This is a genomic window from Microbacterium saperdae, from assembly GCF_006716345.1.
GTDB classification, from domain to species: Bacteria; Actinomycetota; Actinomycetes; order Actinomycetales; family Microbacteriaceae; genus Microbacterium; species Microbacterium saperdae.
Genome location: NZ_VFOX01000001.1, coordinates 697583 through 720620, shown reverse-complemented (window position 1 = coordinate 720620; position 23038 = coordinate 697583). Strand labels below are relative to the sequence as shown.

Sequence of the window (23038 nt, the reverse complement as noted above, 5' to 3'; positions counted from 1 at the left end):
CATACACACCACTGTGTGGGGTTGTTCACAGTCAGCGCCTGCTTGTTCGCGGGATCGGTGCTTCGCGCAGCCGTCAGTTCACCTCGGGTGGCCCAGCGCGGGCTCGGGAGACGGCAGCGAGTCCAGCGTACGCCGCCTGCACCTCCACGGTCGCCACGAAGCCCGTGATCGTGCACCGCGTCACTGCCGCACCGGCCGCCGCAGCCACTCGTGCAGCGACTGCGCACGGCTCGTCGTCGACCACCACCGCACCGGTGGCCGCGTCAGCTGCGGCGAGCGCAGCCGCGTCGGCCGCGCCGGCGGCGCGTTGCGCGGTGACAGCGGCTCCGCCCACGACGGCGAGGCCGAGCGCGAGAGCGCCGACCACGCCCAGTAGGCCGGCAGCGACCGCCGACCCCGCCATCAGCCTCCTCCGTCGAGCGCGCAGCTCCTGGCTCTCAACGAGAGTCGGATCAGTCCACCGATCTCGGCCTCGACTCTCGTCGTCACGCAGACCAGATCGTCGCCACGCGATGAGGAGAGCCCCGCGCCGGGTACGGCGCCGCTGACGATCCGTTCCGCTGCGGCCATGCTCTCACCGCGCCCGAGCACTCGCGCCGCGTCGGCCGACGCGTCCTGCAGGGCGACCTGTCTGGCCGCCGCGCCGAGAGCTCCGACGCCGAGCGCGAGAGTGAGCACCACAGCGGGGAGGGCCACTGCGAGCTCGGCGGCGACCGAGCCACGCTCCACTGTGTCGCGTGCCGTCTCGCCCTGCCGCCGCCGGCCGTAGCGCCCCGTCGGGCCGGTCACGACACGGTGAGGGCCCGGCGGACGAGATCGGTGAGGATCCCCCGCACCTCGTCCGAACGCATGATGACGACCAGCAGCCCGGCGAACGCAACGGCGGCCATCGTCGTGATGGCGTACTCGGCCGTCGCAGCACCGGTGTCGTCGCCGAACAGCGTCGCAGCCCGTCGCTGATCCAATCTCGGAAGAGCAGTCATGGTGTTCCTTCTTTCTCTGAGGATGCGGATGCATCCGGTGGTGGTTCACAGCGGGATCGGCGTCGAGCCGAGCACGCTGAGCAGCAGCGGCGCGACCCCGAGCAGGAGGAAGGCGGGCAGGGTGCACACGCCGAGCGGGAGGAGCAATCGGGACGAGAGGCGCGCCGCACGAATCCGCCCCTGCACCCGTGCGGCGTGCCGCTCCTGCGCGGCCGAGGCACGCAGCAGTTCTGCGGCAGGGACACCGGCGGCGCGGGAGAGATCGAGGACTGCGCTGATCCGGTGTGACTGCTCGTGCTCGTGCTCGTGCTCGTGCTCGGAGAGGGAACTCGTCGCCACGAGGTGCAGGGCCCGTTCGACCGAGGCTCCGCCGGAGACCGCGATCGCCACCAGCTCGGCACGCATTCCCGGCGTTCCCGGGCCCGGTCGGGCACTTCTCAGCAGCCGACGGGTCCACACCCGCGCGACACCGACCAGGCCGAGACCGACCAGCACGCAGGCCGCGGCCAGCGGGTTGCGCATGACGACCCCCACGGTGTCGAACCCGAGCGCGAATCCCAGGAGAAGCCCGGCCAACGGCATCCACAGCAGCAGGCGTGCCGTCCCCGCGGGTTCGGCGAGAGCGATGCGCACATCATCGGCGGCGGAGGCGGCATCCCGTACGGTCTCCGCGATGATGCGCAGCACTTCTGCGAGTGGTGCGCCGACGGTCGTGGCGATCTCCCAGGCTGCGGCGAGGTCGATCCATGCGCCTCCTTCGGCCTCGATCGCCTCGAGCAGCGGCACGCCGGCATCGAGCCGCGCGACCACGGCCTGCGCGTGCGTGTCGCCCGTGTCGGCGAGGTGTCTCCAGGCCGCGGCGGGGACGGCACCCGCCTGCAGGAGGACGGCGAGCGTCTGCACCGACGTCGCCGCGTCCACGGCACTCGTGTCTTCCCGTGGCGCCGACGAGGCGCGCTGGACGCGGATCACCACGGCCGCACCTCCTCGATGCCCAGGCGGTCGCCGCTCATCTCGAAGACGCCCGCCTGCGCGATACGCCGCACGCCGTCGGGCGCCCGTTCGAGATGCAGCACGATCGTGAACGCGCTGACGACCTGACGCGCGAGCGCTGTGGCGTCCATCCCCGCCAGGGCTCCGAGCGCTTCGAGTCGCGCGGGCACGTCGCGGAGACCACTCGCATGGAGCGTGCCCGCTCCCCCGTCGTGCCCGGTGTTGAGTGCGCTGAGGAGTTCGCGCACCTCTTCTCCTCGGCATTCGCCCACGATCAGCCGATCCGGGCGCATGCGCAGCGACTCCCTCACGAGCCGGGCCAGGCTGATCTCCCCCGCGCCCTCCAGATTCGCCTGCCTCGCCTCGAGCGCCACATGATGCGGGTGTCGCGGACGGAGCTCGGCGACATCCTCGATCGTCACGATGCGCTCTGCGGGCGGAGCCTCCGAGAGCAACGCAGAGAGCAGCGTGGTCTTGCCCGTGCCCGTACCTCCGGTGATGAGGACGTTGGCTCTGCTCTCGACGAGTCCTCGCAACCATCGCTGCTGCCGTTCATCGACTGTTCCCCTGGCGGCGAGCGCATCGAGGTCGGCGGCGTGCACGCGCGGGACCCGTATCGACAATGCCGTGCCTGCCGTGGCGATGGGCGCCAGGACGGCGTGCACCCGGATGCCGGAGGCCAGTCGCACGTCGACGCACGCCGCCTGGTCGTCGAGGTGTCGTCCGCCGAGTCCGACGAGTGCCACGGCGAGATCACGCACTTCGCGCTCCGATGCGCTCCAGTCCGCGACCGGCTCTGCGCCCTGCCCCCTGTCGACGAAGAGGCCGCGTGCCCCGTTCACGAAGATGTCGGTGACCGTGTCATCGGCGCAGTGCTCGGCCAGCGGCCCGAAAGCCGCGTCGACATGGAGCGGAGCGGCGGACGAGAGCGGATCTGCGGCGGACGCGCCGCCGCCGCGGCGGGGCTGGATGACGAAGGAATCGGCCATGCCCCGACGCTAGGAGCCGGCGCCCCCACCGCAGTGCCGGGATCGCGCGGCCTGTGAGGAACCGCCAGAACCCGCTCACGGTGTAGAAGGGTTCGAGCACTTCGGTGTCGCCCCACCGAGAACGACGGCTGCGGATACAGAGAAGGGCGGCACCTCACGGGGGGAATGAGATGCCGCCCACGGCGTTCCACGATCGGGGGAATCGGGGCACGCCAAGGCCGGAATGAGTATTCGGCTGACGTCGAGTGTACGCAAGGCGACCGTCCTGACAAAACCCGCGGTACTACCTACTTTCGGCAGTATGCGATGTCGAAAGGCGGGACTAGATTCGCCCTGACTTGATCGTGCCCTCTCACGACCATGCCCTGACGCAAAGGAGCGCCTGCTGATGAGCAGCCAGATCGACCACCTTCTCGACGAGACGCGCAAGTTCCCGCCGTCCGAGGATTTCGTGGCCCAGACCATCTCCTCTCCGGAGCTGTACGAACGTGCCGCCGCCGACCGCGAAGCCTTCTGGGGAGAGCAGTCGCGCGAGCTGCTGCACTGGCACAAGCCCTTCACGCGGGTGCTCGACTGGTCGGCGCCGCCCTTCGCGAAATGGTTCGACGACGGAGAGCTGAACGTGGCGTACAACTGCCTCGACCGCCACGTCGAAGCAGGTAACGGCGACCGCGTGGCGCTGCACTGGGAGGGCGAACCCGGCGACTCCCGCACGATCACCTACGCCGAACTGACCGACGAGGTCAAGCGCGTCGCGAACGTGCTGACCGACCTCGGCGTCGGACACGGCGACCGCGTGGCGATCTATCTGCCGATGATCCCCGAGGCCATCGCCTCGATGCTCGCGGTGGCCCGCCTCGGCGCCATCCACTCCGTCGTCTTCGGTGGCTTCAGCGCGGACAGCCTGCGCGCCCGCATCGACGACGCCGGCGCCAAGGTCGTCATCACGGCCGACGGCGGCTACCGCAAGGGCCGAGTCTCGGCGCTCAAGCCCGCTGTCGACCAGGCTCTCAGCGACCGAGGCGACGGCGAGCAGCAGACCGTCGAGCACGTGCTGGTCGTGCAGCGCGGCGGCAACGACGTCGACTGGGTGGAAGGCCGCGACGTCTGGTGGCACGAGGCTGTTCCCGCGGCATCCGCCGAGCACACCGCGCAGGCGTTCCCGTCCGAGAACCCGTTGTACATCCTCTACACCTCGGGCACCACGGGGAAGCCCAAGGGCATCCTGCACACGTCCGGCGGCTACCTCACCCAGGCCGCGTACTCGCACAAGTACGTGTTCGACCTGCACCCCGAGACCGACGTCTTCTGGTGCACCGCCGACATCGGCTGGGTCACCGGCCACTCCTACGTGGCGTACGGTCCCCTCGCGAACGGCGCGACGCAGGTGCTCTACGAAGGAACACCGGATTCTCCGCACCCCGGCCGCTGGTGGGAGATCATCGAGAAGTACAAGGTCTCGATCTTCTACACGGCGCCGACCGCCATCCGCTCGTTCATGAAGATCGGCCGCGCGGTCCCGCAGAAGTTCGACCTGTCGTCGCTGCGGCTGCTCGGATCGGTGGGCGAACCCATCAACCCCGAGGCATGGATGTGGTACCGCGAGGTGATCGGCGGCAACAAGGCCCCGATCGTCGACACCTGGTGGCAGACGGAGACCGGCGCCATCATGGTCTCCGCCCTCCCCGGCGTGACGGCGACCAAGCCCGGATCGGCGCAGGTCCCCCTGCCCGGCATCTCGATCGACGTGGTCGACGAGCAGGGAGCCGAGGTCGGCAACGGCAACGGCGGGCTCCTCGTCATCACCGAGCCGTGGCCGAGCATGCTGCGCGGCATCTGGGGCGACCCCGAGCGCTACAAGGAGACCTATTGGGAGAAGTTCGAGGACCAGGGGTACTACTTCGCCGGCGACGGCGCGCGCCTGGATGAAGATGGCGACCTCTGGCTCCTCGGACGCGTGGACGACGTCATGAACGTCTCGGGTCACCGCCTGTCGACGGCCGAGATCGAGTCTTCGCTGGTCGCGCACGAGGCGACGGCAGAGGCCGCCGTGGTCGGCGCCTCCGACGAGACCACGGGTCAGGCCGTCGTGGCCTTCGTGATCGTGAAGGAGAGCTACCTCGCCGAGCACGACCCCGCCGGTCTCGCCCAGCTGCTGCGCCTCTGGGTCGGCGAGCAGATCGGAGCGATCGCTCGTCCGCGCGACGTCTACATCGTCGGTGAGCTGCCCAAGACCCGCTCGGGCAAGATCATGCGCCGCCTGCTGCGCGACGTGGCCGAGGGCCGGGAGGTCGGCGACACCACCACTCTCGCCGACACGGCAGTGATGAGCATCATCTCCGCCCAGGTCAAGTAGAGCGACACAGCGAACGGCCCCCTCCGAAAGCGGAAGGGGCCGTTCGCTGTGTACGGGGTGCGGTCAGGCGAGGATGAAGACGACGTCGACCTCGACCGGGCTGTCCAACGGGAGCACCGCGACACCGACCGCCGCGCGGGCGTGACGACCGGAATCGCCGAAGATCTCGCCGAGCACCTCGCTGGCGCCGTTGATGACGCCCGGCTGACCGGAGAACTCCGTCGCGGAGGCGACGAAACCACCGAGGCGCAGCACACCGGCGATCCGATCGACACCGCCGGCGACGTCTGCGGCCGCCGCGAGCGCGTTCAGCGCACACGTGCGGGCGTACGCCTTCGCGTCATCCGCCGAGACGGCCGCACCGACCTTGCCGGTCGCGGGCAGAGCGCCGTCCGTGAAAGGCAGCTGTCCCGACGTGTAGACCAGGCCACCGTGGCTGACGGCGGGCACGTAGGCCGCGACGGGAGCCGCGACAGCAGGGAGCTCGATGCCGAGCTCGGCCAGACGAGCGCTGACGGTCATGCTGCGCCCCCCTCGAACTGGCGGGCGGCTTCGGCCGCAGCGGCGAGGCCCGAGTTGTTCGAGCCGTCCTGCGTGACCGGGCGCTTGAAGTAGGCGACGAGGCCGCCCTCAGGACCCTGGACGACCTGCACGAGCTCCCAGCCCTGCTTGCCCCAGTTGTTGAGGATGGCCGCCGTGTTGTGGATCAGCAGCGGCGTGGTGACGTACTCCCACGTGGTCATGGCACTCCTATCGATTCGGCGTCACCGCACCGAATCGGGGCGTGCGCTCGTCAAAGCCGGTATTCAGGGAACTCCCCTACGATCAGCGTATGCCTCAAAAGAATCGCACGGTGAACGGCGTGCTCGGCGGCCTCCTCGGGGTCGTCGGTCTCAGCGCCGTCGCCGGTCTCCTCGTCGCAGCCAGCGTGACCCCCGTCCTCGCGATGACGGGCGTCGCCGGAACCCAGGCCCTCACGCTGTTCGACAAGCTCCCCGAGAAGCTGAACCCGATCACGCCGATGGAGCAGTCGACGATCTACGCGATGGATCCTGACAACAAGCCCGTCGCGCTCGCTTCGTTCTACGAGCAGAACCGCGTGCCGGTGACGTACGAGCAGGTCTCTCCGGTGCTGTACGACGCGATCCTCTCCAGCGAGGACAAGAACTTCTACAGCCACGGAGGTGTCAACCTCGGCGCGACGGTCAGCGCCGTCATCGACAACCTCAAGGGCACCTCGTCCCGCGGCGCCTCGACGATCAGCCAGCAGTTCGTGAAGAACGTGCTGATCCAGGAGTGCGAGCAGGAGGTCGACACGGCCTCCGAGACCTATTCCGAAGAACTGCGGGCCTGCTGGGAGAACGCGACCCAGGCGAAGGGCACGGACGGCATCGAGCGCAAGCTGCAGGAGATGCGCTACGCGATCCAGATCGAGAAGGACTACTCGAAGAACGACATCCTTCTCGGCTACCTCAACATCGCCAACTTCGGCGGCACGGTCTACGGCATCGAGGCCGCGTCCCGCTATTACTTCTCGACGACGTCCGACAAGCTGACGGTTGCTCAGGCGGCGACCCTCGCGGGCATCGTGCAGAACCCGAACACATACCGCATCGACATGGTCGGCGGCACGTACACGACCAAGGACGGCGTCGCCCACAACGGTTCCGAGGACGGCTACGCCGACACCAAGGACCGCCGTCACTACGTGCTGGGTCGGATGCTCGCGAACGGCAAGATCACCCAGGCGCAGTACGACGAGGCCGACGCCTCCGAAATCACGCCCGCCATCAAACAGCCCACCCAGGGCTGCGCTGCGGCCGGTCGCAACGGGTACTTCTGCCAGTACGTGAAGTCCATCATCGAGAACGACGAGGCTTTCGGCGAAACCGCGCCCGAGCGGCGCGAGCTGCTCCGTCGCGGCGGTCTGAAGATCTACACCTCGCTCGATTACCGCATCCAGAACCCGGCGGCCGAGAAGATGGCGGAGGTCGTTCCGGCGAACTTCGACAACAAGGCCTTCGGCGCGGCGGGAGTGTCGATCGAGGTCGGCACAGGACGCATCCTCTCCATCACGCAGAACACCATCTTCTCCGAGACGGTGACCGGCGATCAGGCGTATTCCTCACTGGTGTTCGCGGGCGACAAGACCCACGGCGACTCCGGCGGATTCCAGGTGGGATCCACATACAAGCTGTTCACCCTCATCGACTGGCTCGAGAAGGGGCACTCGGTGAACGAGGTGCTCAATGGGCGTGTCCAGACGAACATGAAGTTCACGTCCGCCGCGTGTGAAGGCGGAGGACCGATGGTGGCCAACACGAAGGAGATCGGCAACTTCGGCGGTGGCGGCGGTTCCACCGACTCGGTCATGAACTTCACCAGGAACTCGCTCAACAGCGGATTCTTCGCCATGGCCTCGAAGCTCGACATCTGCGAGATCAACAAGGTCGCGGATCGCATGGGCGTCACACTGGCGAACGGCGACAAGACGACGAAGGAGAACGTCCCCTACGACGTGCTCGGACCGAAGAACATCTCGCCGATCGCGATGGCGAACGCGTACGCGACGGTCGCGAGCGGTGGCAAGTACTGCACTCCCCGTGCGATCGACCGTGTGGTCGGCCCCGACGGCGAAGATCGGGAGCTTCCCGCCTCCTCGTGCACCGATGGGGTGATCTCCAAGGAGGTGGCTGCGACGGCCGCGTACGCTCTGCAGGGCGTCATGGTCAATGGCGGAACCGGAACACAGGCCAACCCGTTCGATGGGACTCCGCTGATCGGCAAGACCGGAACGCACGACCGCTGGTCGACGATGATGATCGAATCGAGCACGAGGGTCGCCACGGCGGTCTGGGCCGGACGATCGGATGGCGGCCAGTCCAACATCTTCAACGTGTGGGCCGACACCGGATACAGGCTCAACGAGATGCGGTATCCGCTGGCGAAGGCGGCCCAGGCAGCGGCGAACGCGGCCTACCCCGGTGCCGCCTTCCCACAGGCGGACAGGAACCTGACCCGTCGGGTGCTCACCAACGTTCCGAATGTCGTCGGCAAGACGATCGACGAGGCCACCTCGGAACTGCGGGCCGCGGGCTTCTCCGTCTCGGTCGGTGCTGCGGTCGACAGCGACAAGGCGACGAACATCGTCGTGGCTCAGGATCCGTCCGGCCAGACCGCCGGCGGAGGAACCGTCACGATCTCACCGAGCAACGGTCAGGGGGCGACGGTCCCTGATGTGACGGGGCAGGATCCGACCGCGGCGGGTGCCGCGCTGGTCGGCGCCGGATTCGCTTCCGTCGACTTCGCAGACGCGTGCACGGCGCCAGGGGCCAAGGTGGCCAGCACCAACCCGGCCGCGAACGCGGCGGCGAACAAGTCCACCAAGATCTCGGTGTCGTGCTGAGGCCGACTCGGTCGCCCGCTCACCCGGCCCTCATCGCGCTCGGCGCGGTGGGGGCCGCGGGCGTCGCTGCCGCGGTCTGGGGCATCGGCATCGAGCGGTACCTGTTCACGGTGCGCGAGGTGACGGCCCCCGCCCTCGCCCCGGGTTCGACACCCTTGCGGGTGCTGCACCTGTCTGATGCGCACATGGCTCCCTGGCAGCACCGCAAGCAGGACTGGTTGGCCTCCCTCGCGCAGCTGCAGCCCGATCTGATCGTGAACACCGGAGACAATCTCGGTCACGAGGACGGCCTCACCGGTATCCGCCGCGCATTCGAACCGTTCGCCGGCATCCCCGGAGTCTTCGTGCACGGCTCCAATGACGTCAACGGCCCCGCGCCCCGCAATCCGCTGCGCTACTTCTCGGGACCGTCGAAGCGGCACCGCGAACCCACCTTCCTCGACACCGACGCGATGGATCGCTTCTTCACGGAGGAGCTCGGCTGGACCGGCCTGAACAACGCCGCCACGCGCCTCACCGTCGGCGGGAACACGCTCGACCTGTTCGGCGTGAACGACGCGCATCGCGAGTGGGACGAGCTGGAGGTGCTCCCTGAGGCCATCGCCGCGCTCGGACCCCGTGACGCCGGGACCTCGGTCGTGGGGGTCACGCACGCTCCGTATCAGCGCGTGCTGAACAGATTCACGGATCTCGGCGCCGATGCCGTCTTCGCCGGTCATACGCACGGAGGACAGGTCTGCATCCCCGGATTCGGCGCGATCGTCGCGAATTGCGATATCCCCCTGAAGCAGGCCAAGGGGCTGAGCACCTGGTCGCACGGCGACCGCACGGTTCCCCTGAACGTCAGCGCCGGATGCGGGCACTCGATCTACGCCCCCGTGCGCTTCGCGTGCCGCCCCGAGGCGACGCTGCTGACGCTGACGGCGCGGAGCTGATCCGCCCCTCGATTCGGTGCTGCGAGGTTTTCCCTGTAGACTCGGAGGGTTGCAAACGGGGTGTGGCGCAGCTTGGTAGCGCGCTTCGTTCGGGACGAAGAGGTCGCAGGTTCAAATCCTGTCACCCCGACCAGTGACACCGGAAGGCCGCCCTCAGGGGCGGCCTTCTCTGTACCGGGAACGCCATGAAAGGGAAGGCATGAGCCCGATGCTCCCCGCTCCTCTGCGCCGCACGCGCGGCTGGGCGCTGGCCCTCGGGATCCCCTTCTTCGCGGGACTCGCGATCCTGACGCTCACGCCCGCGCGGGTCGAGAAGTCGATGCCCAACTATCTCGATCTGGTGCTGGGCGCCGCCCACCGGATGGGCTGGTCCTCGCTCGACTTCACCCGACTCGAGATCATCGCGAACGTGCTCGTGTTCGTCCCGGTGGGCATCCTGGCGTTCTTGTTCATGCCGCGCACGATCTGGCCGCTGGCGTTGCTCGTGGGTCCTGCGATCTCCGCCGCCATCGAGATCGCCCAGCGGGTGGCGCTCCCCCACCGTGCCGCGACCCTCAGCGACCTCGTGGCGAACTCCGCGGGCGCGACGGCCGGAGTCGCCCTCGCCCTCGCCTGCACCCTGCTGTTCGCTCCACGGCCGTCCGCGCCGCGCGCCGCACAGCATCCATCTCCTACCCTGGAAGCATCATGACCACGCCTGCTCTCGTCGCCTTCGACCTCGATGACACCCTCGCCCCGTCCAAGGGCGCGATCGACCCGCGCATCGCGACTCTGTTGCGGGCGCTGCTGCGCTCGGTCGACGTCGCCATCATCTCCGGCGGCAACGAGACGCAGTTCCGCACCCAGGTGATCGCACACCTGGGCGACGCGAACGCCTCCGACCTCGCGCGGCTGCACCTGCTGCCCACCTGCGGTACCCGCTACCTCCGCCACGACGGGGTCGAGTTCTCCCCCGTGTACGCGCACGATCTCGGCGACGAGCAGAAAGCTGCCGCACTGACGGCGCTGCAGGAGGAGGCGGAGCGCCTCGGACTCTGGGAGTCCGAGCCCTGGGGCGACATCCTCGAGGACCGCGGCTCGCAGATCACCTTCTCCGCGCTCGGACAGCGCGCGCCCCGCGATGCGAAGCACGCCTGGGATCCCACCGGTTCCAAGCGCGCCTCCCTGCGCGACGCGGTCGCCGCACGACTCCCCGGCCTCGAAGTCCGCTCCGGAGGGTCGACCTCGATCGACATCACCCAGGCGGGAATCGACAAGGCGTTCGGCATGCGAGAGCTCGCCGTGCGCACCGGCATCCCGCTCACCTCGATGCTGTTCTACGGCGATCGGCTGGATGAGGGCGGGAACGACTACCCGGTACTCGCGATCGGGGTTCCCTCCGTGGCCGTCGAGGGCTGGGAAGACACCGCCGACAAGCTCGACGCGCTGCTCAAGACGCTCTGAGGCGGCCCTCCGTCGCAGTGGGGCCCTAGGATGGCGTCATGGATGCCCTGCTGATCGTCATCATCGTCGCCGCGATCGCCAGCATCGGATGCTGGGCGCTCTCGCTGATCACCCGCGACACCTCCTGGGTGGATCGTGCGTGGTCGATCGTCCCCGTCGTCTACGTGTGGATCTTCGTCGCCGGCGCCTTCGCCCACGGAGACGGCTCGGCCCGCGTCGTGCTGATGGGCGTCCTCGCCACCGCCTGGGGGGCGCGTCTGACGTTCAACTTCGCGCGCAAGGGAGGCTACTCCGGCGTGGAGGACTATCGGTGGGCGATCCTGCGGGCACGGATGCGGCCGTGGCAGTTCCAGATCTTCAACGTGCTCTTCATCATCGGCTACCAGATGACCCTGCTCGTGCTCATCACGCTGCCCGCCGCTGTTGCGGCACAGCATCCGTCCGGTCTCACGGCGTGGGACATCGTGTTCGCGCTCGTGTTCCTGGCATTCCTGGCGGGCGAGACCGTCGCCGACCAGCAGCAGTGGGCCTTCCATCAGCGCAAGAAGCGCGCCGGCGGGACGCTCTCCCCTGGATTCGCGACCACGGGGCTGTTCCGCTTCAGCCGCCACCCCAACTTCTTCTTCGAGCAGGCGCAGTGGTGGGCCTGCTACGCGATCGGGGCGACCGCGGCCGTCGTCTCGGGCGGCGGACTGGTCGGGGGCGCGCTGAACGGGAGCATCGTGGGCGCCGTGCTGCTGACAGGCCTGTTCATCGGCTCGACGATCTTCACCGAGTCGATCACGGCGTCGAAGTACCCTGCCTACGCGGACTACCGCCGGACCACGTCGATGCTCGTCCCCTGGCCCCCGCGCGCCCGCGCGACCGCTCCACAGTCCTGAGACCGGGCGGAGCAGCCGGCGCGGGCGCCCGGAGGTGTCAGCGGGCGTTCACCTCGGTCGCGGCGCGTGACACCGGCACCAGGCGCGTGAGCTGGGTCACGTGCGAAGGCTCGAGCTCGGCGAGAGACGCCACCCCGAGCAGTCGCATCGTGCGCTCGATCTCGCTGCGCAGGATGGCGATCGTGCGATCGACGCCCTGCCGTCCGCCGGCCATCAGCCCGTAGAGGTAGGCGCGGCCGATGAGCGTGAAGTCGGCCCCGAGCGCGACAGCGGCGACGATGTCGGCACCGTTCATGATTCCGGTGTCGACCATCACGGTGAAGTCGTCTCCGACGGCCCGGCGCACCTCGGGCAGCAGGTGGAACGGGATCGGCGCACGGTCGAGCTGACGTCCGCCGTGGTTCGACAGCACGATGCCATCGACGCCGGCATCGCGCAGGCGCACCGAGTCCTCGACGTTCTGCACACCCTTGATGACGAGCTTGCCTGGCCAGATGTCGCGGATGACGGCGAGGTCGTCGTAACTGATGGTCGGGTCCATCGCGGCGTCGAGCAGCTCGCCGACCGTGCCGCCCGTGGTGCTGAGCGAGGCGAACTCGAGCTTCGGGGTGGTGAGGAAGTCGAACCACCACCACGGACGCGGGATCGCGTTGATGATGGTCCCCAGAGTCAGCTGCGGCGGGATGCTGAAGCCGTTGCGCTTGTCGCGCAGGCGGGCGCCGGCGACCGGGGTGTCGACCGTGAACTGGAGCGTGTCGAATCCGGCAGCGGCGGCGCGACGCGTGAGCTCGTAGGAGATCTCGCGGTCGCGCATCACGTACAGCTGGAACCAGTTGCGTCCGGCCGGGTTGGCCGCCTTGACGCCCTCGATCGAGGTGGTGCCCAGGGTGGAGAGGGTGAAGGGGATGCCGGCGGCCGCCGCGGCTCCTGCACCGGCGACCTCGCCCTCGGTCTGCATCAGACGCGTGAAGCCGGTCGGCGCGATGCCGAACGGCAGGGCGGACGGGCCACCCAGGATGTCGACGCTCGTGTCGACATCGGGTGCCGGGCGGAGGATGCCGGGGTGGAACTCGACGTCCTGGAACGCCTGCCGCGCGCGCGTCAGCGAGAGCTCGCCCTCGGCCGCGCCATCCGTGTAGTCGAACGCCGCCTTGGGCGTGCGGCGCTGGGCGATCGTGCGCAGATCGTCGATCGTGAGCGCACCGTCCAGGCGACGCTTGCGCCCGTTCAGCTCGGGCTTCTTGAACTTCATCAGATCGAGGAGTTCTGCGGGATTGGGAACCTGGCGCTGGACCATGGTGTTCCTCTCAGTCGTGGTTCTCGGTAGCGGGCCCTGAGACGGGCTCAGGGAGTGTTCGGGGTCGGGCTCAGTGCGTGCGGGCTCCGTGCGTGCGGGAGCCCAGGGCGTGCTCGTAGTAGCCGGTGATGTGGGTGTGCACGAGAGTGCGCGCCACGTCTGCCTCCCCCGCATCGATGGCGGCGATCAGCGCCCGGTGTTCGCCGCGCAGTCGGGATGCCATGGCGGACCAGTCCGGGATCGACGCGGCGCCCGCCTGCACGTAGGACTCGATGGAAGAGCGCAACCCCGCCATCATCGCCGCGATGACCGCGTTGCCGCTGGACTCCGCGAGCGAGAGGTGCAGTTGCGCGTCGAGCGCCAGGAACTCCCCCGGCGTCAGGTCGGGCTCCTCCATCGCCTCGAGCAGCCGGTGTGCGCGCGTCGTGTCGCGTTCGTCAGCCGCGGCGAGTGCGGCGACCACGGCATCCTCCAGCACGAGCCGGGTCTCGACCACGTCCTGCAGCGGGAAGCCCTGCGCGGCGACCTGGAGGCGCAGGAGAGCCGACATGCCGCCGGTGGGCGTCGCGATCACGATCGCCCCGGACTGCGGGCCCGAGCCGGTGGCCGTGCGGATCAGCCCCATGACCTCGAGCACGCGGAACGCCTCGCGGACGCTCGAGCGACCGACGCCGAGATCGGTGGCGAGGTCCCGCTCCGAGGCCAGGCGGTCGCCGGGGCCGAGTCGACCGTCGAGGAGGTCGCTCTCGATGCGCTCGAGAACGAGTCGCCATGCACGCGCGGGCTGCTCCGCCATCTGGCCTCCTGTGGTCAGACCACAGAGTATCGCGTGTGGTCAGACCACGCAAACACCGCGTGCGGAAGCACCTCCCCCGCCGCCGCATCGCAGGGCCTGATGGGGAGAGAGGGGACGGCGGGCTCAGCCCAGGCGTCCGCCGGACTCCTCGAGATAACAGGTGCCGCAGAGCGACTCGTAGGTCGTCAGCTCGGGAGCCGCGGAGCCGTCGGCTCCCTCGTCGATCGCGACCTGGTCACCGTCGAAGACGAACCGTCCGCCGATCACGCGCCCGTTGAAGACCGCCTTGCGGCCGCAACGGCAGATGGTCTTGAGCTCCTCCAGCGAGTGCGCGATCGCCAGCAGCCGGGCCGAGCCGGGGAACGCGTGCGTGCGGAAGTCGTTGCGGATGCCGTACGCCATCACGGGGATGCCGTCCTCGACGGCGATCCGGAACAGGTCGTCGACCTGCTCGGGGGTGAGGAACTGCGCCTCGTCCACCAGCAGACACGCCACGTCCACGGGCCCGCTGGGCAGCAGCTCGTCTTCCGCCGAGCGTCGGGCCCGCTCACGGTTGCGCGCGAACAGGGCGCGGGCATCGTCATCCGGCGCGATCAGGAAGTCCACCGCGCGGGTGACGCCGAGGCGGCTCGCGATCTCGCCCGCACCCTTGGTGTCGATCGCGGGCTTGGCGAGCAGCACATGCTGCCCGCGCTCCTCGTAGTTGTAGGCGGCCTGGAGCAGTGCGGTGGACTTGCCCGAGTTCATCGCGCCGTAGCGGAAGTAGAGCTTGGCCACGGTCTCTCAGACGTTGATGCCGAGAGTGGCGGCGGTCGCCGTCGTCGACTCCTCCGCGAGGGCGGCGTCCTTGTTCAGCTGCTCGCCGAACGTGGGGATCAGCGCCCGCAGCTCCGCCTCCCAGCCGGGGTACTCCTCGGGGAAGCAGGACTTCAGCAGGCTCAGCATGATCGGGACCGCGGTGGATGCACCGGGCGATGCACCCAGGAGTCCGGCGATCGATCCGTCGGATGCGGCGACGACCTCGGTGCCGAACTGCAGCACTCCGCCCTTCTCGGGATCCTTCTTCATCACCTGCGCGCGCTGACCGGCGTCGATGAGCGTCCAGTCCTCGTCCTTCGCGGTGGGCATGAAGGTGCGCAGACTGTCGACCTTCTTCGCGTGGTTCTTCAGCAGCTCGCCGATCAGGTACGTGATCAGGTCGGGGTTCTTGACGGCCACCTGCAGCATCGGCAGCAGGTTGTGCGTCCGCACCTGCGAGACGATGTCGAGCATCGAACCGTTCTTCAGGAACTTCGGGCTGAACGTCGCGAACGGGCCGAACATGAGCGACGCCTCGCCGTCGACCACACGCGTGTCGAGGTGGGGCACCGACATGGGGGGCGCGCCGACGGACGCCTGCGAGTAGACCTTCGCCTTGTGCTGAGCGACGACCTGCGGATTCGTGGTCTTGAGGAACTGTCCGCCGATCGGGAAGACGCCGTACCCCTTGATCTCGGGGATCCCGGAGTTCTGGAGCAGCTTGAGCGCCCAGCCGCCGGCACCGACGAAGACGAAGCGCGCCTTGATCTCGTTGGGCGTACCGCCGATGCGGTTGCGGTACTTGACGAGCCAGGTGCCGTCCTTCTGCTTCTTCAGGTTGCGCACCTCGTGATTCGTGCGCAGCGTGACGCCCGACTCGGTGAGGTGGTCGAAGAGCTGATGCGTGAGCGCGCCGAAGTCGACGTCGGTGCCCGCGGGTACGCGCGTCGCCGCGAAGGGCTCGCCCTTGCGGCGCTGCTGCATCAGCAGCGGGGCCCACTTGTTGATGACGCGGGAGTCCTCGCTGTACTCGATGCCGGCGAACAGCGGCTGCTCCTTGAGCACCTCGTAGCGGGCCTTGAGGTACGCGACATCCTTCTCACCGCGCACGAACGTCATGTGCGGCGTCGCGTTGATGAACGTCGAGGGCGCGTCGAGCACACCCCTGTCGACGAGGGAGGACCAGAACTGGCGGCTCTGCTGGAACTGCTCGTTGATCGAGACGGCTTTGGCCGGGTCCAGCGGTCCGTCACCCTGCGGCATGTAGTTCAGCTCGCACAGTGCGGCGTGGCCGGTACCCGCGTTGTTCCAGGGGTTGGAGCTCTCCTGAGCCACCTCGGAGAGTCGCTCGAAGGCGACGATCTTCCACTCCGGCTGCAATTCATGCAGCAGAGTACCCAGGGTGGCGCTCATGATGCCACCACCGATCAGGACGACATCGACGGTTTCGGTCACCAGAACAGTCTAGTTCGGAGGCGCGGCGCCCCGAACCATCCGGCGGCTTCCTGCGGTGTGGATCCCGACCGACGGATAGCAGCTCTGCGGCCCGATAGCCGGATCACGGCCGCAGAACGTGCGAACGGCCGCACAAGGTGCGGCCGTTCGGCAGATCAGGCGGAGACGCTCAGTCGCTCCGCGAGGACCTCGGCGATCTGCACTGCGTTCAGCGCGGCACCCTTGCGCAGGTTGTCGTTGCTGATGAACAGCACGATCCCCTTACCCTCGGGGGCGGACTGATCGGCACGGATGCGGCCCACGTAGCTCGGGTCCTTGCCCGCGGCATACAGCGGGGTGGGAACCTCTTCGACGACCACGCCCGGTGCCACGGAGAGGACTTCGCGGGCCCGCTCGGGGGTGATGTCGCGAGCGAACTCGACGTTGATCGACAGCGAGTGTCCGGTGAAGACGGGGACGCGCACGCAGGTGCCGGCCACGCGGAGCGCCGGCAGCTCGAGGATCTTGCGGCTCTCGTTGCGGAGCTTCTTCTCCTCGTCGGTCTCGTTCTGCCCGTCGTCGACCAGGTTGCCGGCGAACGGGATGACGTCGAAGGCGATCGGCGCGATGTACTTCTCGGGCTGCGGGAAGTCGACGGACGAGCCGTCGTGCACCAGGCGCAGCGTGTCGCCCTGAGCGAGGACGCCCTCGACCTGGCCCAGGAGCTCCTGCGCGCCGGCGAGGCCGGAGCCGGAGACGGCCTGGTAGGTCGAGACGATCAGGCGCTCGAGTCCGGCCTCGGCGTCGAGTACCTTGAGCACCGGCATCGCGGCCATGGTCGTGCAGTTCGGGTTCGCGATGATGCCCTTGGGGCGATCGTCGATCGCGTGGGGGTTGACCTCGCTGACCACGAGCGGAACCTCGGGGTCGTTGCGCCAGGCACTGGAGTTGTCGACGACGACGGCTCCGGCCTCGGCGAAACGGGGCGCGTAGGCCCGGCTCGCGGTGGCGCCGGCCGAGAAGAGAGCGATGTCGATGCCCGCGGCATCCGCCGTCTCGACGTCCTCGACGATGACCGTCGCTCCCCCGTACTCGATCGCCGTGCCCGCGGAACGCGACGAGGAGAACAGGCGCAGCTCCCGGATCGGGAACGACCTCTCGGCGAGAATCTCGCGCATCACGGTGCCCACCTGGCCGGTGGCGCCAACGATGGCGACGGAGAGTCCTGAGTCGGAGATGCGGGTCATGATGTTCCTTGGCGTCGTGCAGTGCGGCGTACGAGGCGGAAGGCGCGGCGTCGGGATGCGGATGCCGCGCCTGGCGCCGATGTCAGGGTTCCGGCGAGTCTATCGCGACCCGCGGAGGAGGGGCCGCCCGGAGTCAGCGACCGGTGCCGGCGTGGATGGTGGCGTCGGACTCGCCGTCCAGACCGTACGCGGTGTGCACGGTGCGAGCGGCCTCGGCGAGGTCGTCTCCGCGCAGCACCACCGAGATGCGGATCTCGGAGGTCGAGATCATCTCGATGTTGATGCCGCCGGCGGACAGCGCCTCGAACAGCACCGCCGAGACACCGGAGTGGGTGCGCATGCCCGCGCCCACCACGGAGAGCTTGCCGATCTGGTCGTCGTGCACGAGGTTCTGGAAACCGACCTCGCTCTGCTCCCCCGCGAGGGCCTTGAGCGCGGCGGCGGCGTCGGCCTTCGGCACGGTGAACGAGATGTCGGTGCGTCCGGTGGCCGACACGTTCTGCACGATCATGTCGACGTTGGCGCCGGACTTGGCGACGATCTTGAAGATCTCGGCCGCCTTGCCCGGGACGTCGGGAACACCCGCGACGGTGATCTTGGCCTGGCTGAAGTCGGTGGCGACGCCCGCGACGATCGGTTCTTCCATGTCTGCTCCCTCGGCTTCGCGCGGGTTCTTCATGCCCTCGCCCAGAACGTACGTACCCTCGGACGACGAGAACGTCGACCGGGCGTGAATGAGAACGCCGTGACGGCGTGCGTACTCGACGGCGCGGATGTAGAGCACTTTCGCGCCGTTGGCGGCAAGCTCCAACATCTCCTCGCTCGAGATGTGATCGAGCTTCTGCGCCCGCGGGATCACGCGGGGATCGGCCGTGAAGATGCCGTCGACGTCGCTGTAGATCTCGCAGACGTCGGCGTCGAGCGCCGCAGCCAGAGCCACCGCGGTCGTGTCCGAGCCGCCACGGCCGAGCGTGGTGATGTCGCGGGTGTCGCGGTTGAACCCCTGGAAACCGGCGACGATGACGATCGCGCCCTCGTCGAGGGCCTCGCGCAGACGCACCGGCGTCACATCGACGATGCGTGCGGCACCGTGCTGCGAGTCCGTGATCATGCCGGCCTGGCTGCCGGTGAAGGAGCGCGCTTCGAAGCCCATCGAGTGGATGGCCATCGCCAGCAGCGCCATCGAGATGCGCTCACCGCTGGAGAGCAGCATGTCGAGCTCACGCGGCGCCGGGATCGGCGCGACCTCGTTCGCGAGGTCGAGAAGCTCATCCGTCGTGTCGCCCATCGCGCTGACGGCGACGACCACGTCATGGCCGGCACGACGGGTGTCGACGATGCGCTTCGCGACGCGCTTGATGCTCTCTGCGTTGGCGACGGACGAGCCGCCGTACTTCTGCACGATGAGGGCCACGATCACTCCCTGGGATGTCGGGCGGATCCGCCCACGCTCATTCTACGATCGGCCCATATGCCCCGGTGCGCATGTGACGACCGAGGGGAGGCTCCGCTCGACCTACGGAGCAGGCGGAAGCGGAACGGACACCGGGGGCGGTGGCCGCAGCCGTCCGCCCGTCGCGGCGAACCAGCACCCGGCGATGATGAGGGGGAACCCGACGAGCAGACCGGGCGTGAGGGGCTCGGCGAGCACGAGCGCCCCGAGCAGGATCGCCACGACCGGATTGACGTAGGTGAACAGCGGAGCACGCACCGGTCCGACCTCGCGGATGAGCGCGAAGAACGCGAGGAAGGCCACCGCGGTGCAGATGACGGCGAGCGCCAGCAGCGCGAAGAGCGAGGGCAGCGTCGGGACCTCGTGCTGTGTCAACGCGCCGATGGGCAGGTAGAACACACCGATCATCAGCAGCGACAGGGTGATCGTGCCCAGCGAGGGCACATCGCCGAGCTTGCGCGCGACGATGAAGGGCGCGGTCGCGTAGAGGATCGCGACGAGCAGCACCTCGCCGGCCGCGAGCAGACTCACCTGTCCGCCGAAGAGGCCGGGACCGGCGACCACGATCGCGACGCCGAGGAAGCCGACGAGCAGACCGATCGCCCGCGAGGGCTTCAGCACGCCGCGATCCCCACCGCCCAGCGCGATCAGTGCGGCGAACAGCGGGACGGTGGCGACGAGCAGCCCCGTCATCCCGGAGGGGAGCGTCATCTCGGCGTGCCCGAGCAGCAGGAACGGTCCCGCCATCTCGACGGCCCCGAACGCGAGAACCCAGGGCCAGAGCTTCCACGCGGCGCGCAGAGCTCCGCTGCGGATCGCGAACGGCAGGAGCAGCACAGCCGCGATGAGGGTGCGGCCCGCCACGATGGCCGCGGGCGAGATCGACTCGACCGCGATGCTGATGAAGAGGTAGGGCACACCCCACAACAGCGCCATGGCGCCGAACAGCAGCCATCCGCGGCGGGAGAACCCGCCGCCCGCGTTCACCGCCTCACCACGCGCGGAGAGGAGACGGCACCGGTCACAGGACTCGCCGGCCCTCGAAGGCACGCCCCAGGGTGACCTCGTCGGCGTACTCCAGATCGCCGCCCACAGGAAGCCCGGATGCGAGACGCGAGACCGTGATCTGCATGGTCGTGAGAAGGCGGCTCAGATAGCTGGCGGTCGCCTCTCCCTCGAGGTTCGGGTTGGTCGCGAGGATGACCTCCTGCACCGTGCCGTCGGCGAGACGCGTCATCAGCTGGGTGATGCGCAGGTCGTCGGGACCGACGCCGGCGATCGGACTGATGGCGCCCCCGAGCACGTGATACAGCCCGCGGAACTCTCGGGTGCGCTCGATCGCCGAGACGTCCTTGGCGTCTTCCACGACGCAGATGAGCGTCTGGTTGCGCCGCGGGTCACGGCAGATCGCGCAGCGGTCCTGCTCGGACACGTTGCCGCACACGTCGCAGAACTTCACGCGGTCGCGGATGTCGCGGAGCAGCTCCGAGAGGCGCGCGACGTCGAAGGTCGGTGTCTGCAGAATATGGAACGCGATGCGCTGCGCGGACTTCGGGCCGATCCCCGGAAGGCGGCCGAACTCGTCGATCAGTTCCTGAACGATGCCGTCGTACATCAGGCGAACCTCGTCGGGGGCTCATAGGGCTCTTCGCGCACGAATGTCGCGCCGAGCACCTGGCGGATCACGGCCTCCCCGTAGCGCTGCACGCCTCCCACGGTGGGCGTGCGCTCGGTGACGGTCGGAGCGGGTGCGGAACGGGGTGCCGGCGGGGCGGCCACTCGCGCCGCCGCGTTCGAGGCGGGGCCCTGAACGGGCGCCTGGGCGGACGGGACCGGCGCGGACGATGCACCGCGCCCAGACACTCCCTGACCCGGGGACGGCGCCGGCTCGTACGAGGGGTCGTACGGCGGCTCGTCGTCGAAATACGGCACGTCGTCGTCGCCCGGAAGAGGCGGCTCTCCCCTGTCGACGACGCCGTCGGTCGGCGGCGTCGGAGCGGATGCCGCTGCTTCGACCTCTTCAGGCTCTTCGTCGACCGGCAGCGGCGCCTGGGGAGCGCTGAGCGGCACCCCTCCCGGCTCGCCCGCGGGGATCGGAGCGACAGCCCACTCCGTGACCGCGGGCGCGGAGGCACCGTGCGACTGCGGACGTGAGGGAGCGGGAGCCGAGGACTTCGCGGCCGACGGGGCCGAATCCCTTGACGGAGTCGAATCCTTCGACGGGGCTGAGTCCTTCGACGCGGATAAGTTCTGGGGAGGCGAGTCCGACGTCGCTGCAGATCCTCCGGAGACGCCAGATGTCCCCGGTGCGGGCAGCGGTGCCGGCAGATACTTCACCCGCACGCCGAGCTCCTGCTCGATCGCCGTGCGGAGGTGGTCGGAGGTGCCGGCGCCGGGCGTGGTGCCCTTGAACTTGCCGACGTCGTGCTGACTGGCGAACCCGAGGGTGAGCACCTCGCTGTCCGTGTCGTAGGCCAGCGGCTGCACGGCGGTGACGACCAGCCATGACGAACGGCTGATCGTCTCGAGTCGGGTGAGGACCGCGGGCCACACCGCCGTGATACGGGCGAACGTGACCGGCCCGGTCGGCGTGGTGACAGGCGCCGGCGCGTCGACATCCACCGATGCGGGAGCGGTCGGCGCCTCGTCGGCAGTGGCGACCGACGGCGCCTGAGCCGTCGTCGGCACCGGAGCTTCCGCCGCCTGGGCCGCCTGGGCCGCCTGGGCCGCGGGAGCCGCCGGGGCAGGAGCCGGCGTCGCCTGAGCGACAGCGGCCGGAGGTGCCGACTGGGCCTGCGGCACACCGGCCGCCGTGGCGCGTGCGACGGGCGCGGCCGCCGGCGCCGAGGTGACGGCCGGTGCCGCCGCGTCCGTCGCCGCGGCGAGGACGCGCGCGACCATCAGTTCGAGGTGCAGACGCGGCGACGTCGCCCCCGACATGTCGTCGAGTGCGGCGCTGACGACGTCGGCGGTGCGCGACAGACGTGCGGCCCCGAAGCCCAGCGCCTGACCGCGCATGCGCTCGAGCTCATCGTCGGCGATGCCGCGGAGAACCGCGGAGGCACCGCTTCCGACGGCCGCGATCACGATGAGGTCGCGCAGACGCTCCAGCAGATCGTCGACGAAGCGACGCGGATCCTGGCCGGTCTGCACCACGCGATCGATCGCGGGGAAGGCCGCAGCCGCGTCCGCCGCGGCGAGCGCGTCGACGATCTCATCCAGCAGAGCACCGTGGGTGTAGCCGAGAAGCGCGACGGCACGGGCATAGCCGACCGTGACCGTGGGAGAACCTGCGGGTGCGTCGGAGCCGGCGATCAGCTGGTCGAGCAGCGACAGCGTGTCACGCGGGGAGCCACCACCGGCTCGGACGACGAGCGGCAGCACGCCCTGCTCCACCAGGACGCCCTCTTCGGTGCAGAGCTTCTCGACGTACTCGAGCATCGCCGCAGGTGGCACGAGTCGGAACGGGTAGTGGTGCGTGCGCGAGCGGATGGTGCCGAGCACCTTCTCGGGCTCGGTGGTCGCGAAGATGAACTTCACGTGCTCCGGCGGCTCCTCGACGAGCTTGAGCAGCGCGTTGAACCCCTGCGGGGTGACCATGTGCGCCTCATCGAGGATGAAGATCTTGTACCGGTCGCGGCTCGGGGCGAAGGTCGCGCGCTCGCGCAGGTCACGGGCGTCGTCGACGCCGTTGTGGCTCGCGGCGTCGATCTCGACCACGTCGAGCGATCCGCCGCCTGCACGGGAGAGCTCCACACAGCTCGGGCAGGTGCCGCAAGGGACATCGGTCGGACCCTCCGCGCAGTTCAGGCAGCGCGCGAGGATACGGGCGGAGGTCGTCTTGCCGCATCCGCGCGGTCCGGAGAAGAGATAGGCATGACCGACGCGATCGCCGCGCAGCGCCGTCATCAGGGGATCGGTCACCTGGGACTGCCCGATCATCTCGCCGAACGTCTCGGGGCGGTAGCGGCGGTAGAGGGCTGTGGTCACCTCAACAGCCTACGGCGTGCCACGGACGTTCGGCGGG

Annotated in this window: 22 protein-coding genes and 1 tRNA gene; 7 read left to right on the top strand and 16 right to left on the bottom strand. The window is 69.1% G+C overall.

Annotation, left to right across the window (positions count from 1 at the left end; all coding sequences use genetic code 11):
- Positions 1-73: 73 nt before the first annotated feature.
- From FB560_RS03395 to FB560_RS03375, 5 genes are read right to left on the bottom strand one after another with little or no spacing between them, the layout of a single operon-like run.
- Entirely contained in the window at positions 74-403 is a 330-nt protein-coding gene (locus tag FB560_RS03395; protein WP_141871063.1) for a helicase, read from the bottom strand.
- Complete coding sequence (locus tag FB560_RS03390; RefSeq protein ID WP_229673294.1) at positions 403-789, bottom strand: TadE family type IV pilus minor pilin; 387 nt, start codon at positions 787-789, stop codon at positions 403-405. Before FB560_RS03390 ends, FB560_RS03395 begins: the two co-directional genes overlap by 1 nt.
- A complete protein-coding gene (locus FB560_RS03385; RefSeq protein WP_141871062.1) occupies positions 786-983 on the bottom strand; it encodes a DUF4244 domain-containing protein in 198 nt (65 codons plus the stop codon). Before FB560_RS03385 ends, FB560_RS03390 begins: the two co-directional genes overlap by 4 nt.
- A 45-nt stretch (positions 984-1028) precedes the next feature.
- Positions 1029-1958 (bottom strand): type II secretion system F family protein, encoded by a 930-nt coding sequence (locus tag FB560_RS03380; RefSeq protein ID WP_229673295.1) that lies wholly within the window; start codon positions 1956-1958, stop codon positions 1029-1031.
- The gene (locus tag FB560_RS03375) at positions 1952-2965 is read right to left on the bottom strand and encodes a TadA family conjugal transfer-associated ATPase (protein WP_141871061.1); all 1014 of its coding nucleotides are present in this window, start codon (positions 2963-2965) and stop codon (positions 1952-1954) included. The genes FB560_RS03380 and FB560_RS03375 overlap by 7 nt, the downstream gene beginning before the upstream one ends.
- A 388-nt stretch (positions 2966-3353) precedes the next feature.
- Here FB560_RS03375 and acs point away from each other — a divergent pair, with 388 nt between their 5' ends.
- Positions 3354-5321 carry an acetate--CoA ligase gene (gene acs, locus FB560_RS03370; RefSeq protein ID WP_141871060.1) on the top strand — a complete coding sequence of 656 codons (1968 nt, stop codon included), beginning with the start codon at positions 3354-3356 and terminating at the stop codon, positions 5319-5321.
- A 63-nt stretch (positions 5322-5384) separates the two neighbouring features.
- On the opposite strand, the gene FB560_RS03365 is transcribed toward acs, so the two are convergent.
- Positions 5385-5843, bottom strand: coding sequence for a RidA family protein (locus FB560_RS03365; protein ID WP_141871059.1), 459 nt, complete (start codon positions 5841-5843; stop codon positions 5385-5387).
- Positions 5840-6064: a hypothetical protein gene (locus FB560_RS03360; RefSeq protein WP_141871058.1), complete on the bottom strand. Its 225-nt coding sequence runs from the start codon at positions 6062-6064 to the stop codon at positions 5840-5842. Before FB560_RS03360 ends, FB560_RS03365 begins: the two co-directional genes overlap by 4 nt.
- Before the next feature lie 89 nt (positions 6065-6153).
- Here FB560_RS03360 and FB560_RS03355 point away from each other — a divergent pair, with 89 nt between their 5' ends.
- The 6 genes from FB560_RS03355 (at position 6154) to FB560_RS03330 (ending at position 11986) form a co-directional block, all read left to right on the top strand.
- Entirely contained in the window at positions 6154-8727 is a 2574-nt protein-coding gene (locus tag FB560_RS03355) for a transglycosylase domain-containing protein (protein WP_229673296.1), read from the top strand.
- Positions 8721-9662, top strand: a complete 942-nt coding sequence (locus FB560_RS03350) for a metallophosphoesterase (protein WP_229673298.1) — start codon at positions 8721-8723, stop codon at positions 9660-9662. Before FB560_RS03355 ends, FB560_RS03350 begins: the two co-directional genes overlap by 7 nt.
- Before the next feature lie 56 nt (positions 9663-9718).
- A tRNA-Pro gene (locus FB560_RS03345) sits at positions 9719-9795 on the top strand.
- 66 nt (positions 9796-9861) lie between these two features.
- Positions 9862-10353, top strand: a complete 492-nt coding sequence (locus FB560_RS03340; RefSeq protein WP_141871057.1) for a VanZ family protein — start codon at positions 9862-9864, stop codon at positions 10351-10353.
- Positions 10350-11105 (top strand): HAD-IIB family hydrolase, encoded by a 756-nt coding sequence (locus FB560_RS03335; RefSeq protein WP_141871056.1) that lies wholly within the window; start codon positions 10350-10352, stop codon positions 11103-11105. Before FB560_RS03340 ends, FB560_RS03335 begins: the two co-directional genes overlap by 4 nt.
- 38 nt (positions 11106-11143) lie before the next feature.
- The gene (locus FB560_RS03330; RefSeq protein WP_141871055.1) at positions 11144-11986 is read left to right on the top strand and encodes a DUF1295 domain-containing protein; all 843 of its coding nucleotides are present in this window, start codon (positions 11144-11146) and stop codon (positions 11984-11986) included.
- Positions 11987-12023: 37 nt separating this feature from the next.
- Here FB560_RS03330 and FB560_RS03325 read toward each other — a convergent pair whose 3' ends face one another.
- The 9 genes from FB560_RS03325 to FB560_RS03285 form a co-directional block, all read right to left on the bottom strand.
- The gene (locus FB560_RS03325) at positions 12024-13283 is read right to left on the bottom strand and encodes an alpha-hydroxy acid oxidase (RefSeq protein WP_141871054.1); all 1260 of its coding nucleotides are present in this window, start codon (positions 13281-13283) and stop codon (positions 12024-12026) included.
- A 70-nt stretch (positions 13284-13353) separates the two neighbouring features.
- Positions 13354-14079, bottom strand: a complete 726-nt coding sequence (locus FB560_RS03320; protein ID WP_141871053.1) for a FadR/GntR family transcriptional regulator — start codon at positions 14077-14079, stop codon at positions 13354-13356.
- A 123-nt stretch (positions 14080-14202) separates the two neighbouring features.
- A complete protein-coding gene (locus FB560_RS03315) occupies positions 14203-14856 on the bottom strand; it encodes a thymidine kinase (RefSeq protein WP_141871052.1) in 654 nt (217 codons plus the stop codon).
- 6 nt (positions 14857-14862) lie between these two features.
- Positions 14863-16290 (bottom strand): malate dehydrogenase (quinone), encoded by a 1428-nt coding sequence (mqo, locus tag FB560_RS03310; protein ID WP_407662559.1) that lies wholly within the window; start codon positions 16288-16290, stop codon positions 14863-14865.
- A gap of 197 nt (positions 16291-16487) precedes the next feature.
- Complete coding sequence (locus tag FB560_RS03305) at positions 16488-17558, bottom strand: aspartate-semialdehyde dehydrogenase (protein WP_141871050.1); 1071 nt, start codon at positions 17556-17558, stop codon at positions 16488-16490.
- Positions 17559-17691: 133 nt separating this feature from the next.
- Complete coding sequence (locus FB560_RS03300; protein WP_141871049.1) at positions 17692-18972, bottom strand: aspartate kinase; 1281 nt, start codon at positions 18970-18972, stop codon at positions 17692-17694.
- Between the two features lie 102 nt (positions 18973-19074).
- A complete protein-coding gene (locus FB560_RS03295) occupies positions 19075-19998 on the bottom strand; it encodes a DMT family transporter (protein ID WP_141871048.1) in 924 nt (307 codons plus the stop codon).
- Positions 19999-20032: 34 nt separating this feature from the next.
- Positions 20033-20626 (bottom strand): recombination mediator RecR, encoded by a 594-nt coding sequence (gene recR, locus FB560_RS03290; protein WP_141871047.1) that lies wholly within the window; start codon positions 20624-20626, stop codon positions 20033-20035.
- Positions 20626-23001 carry a DNA polymerase III subunit gamma and tau gene (locus tag FB560_RS03285; protein ID WP_141871046.1) on the bottom strand — a complete coding sequence of 792 codons (2376 nt, stop codon included), beginning with the start codon at positions 22999-23001 and terminating at the stop codon, positions 20626-20628. Before FB560_RS03285 ends, recR begins: the two co-directional genes overlap by 1 nt.
- Positions 23002-23038: the final 37 nt, after the last annotated feature.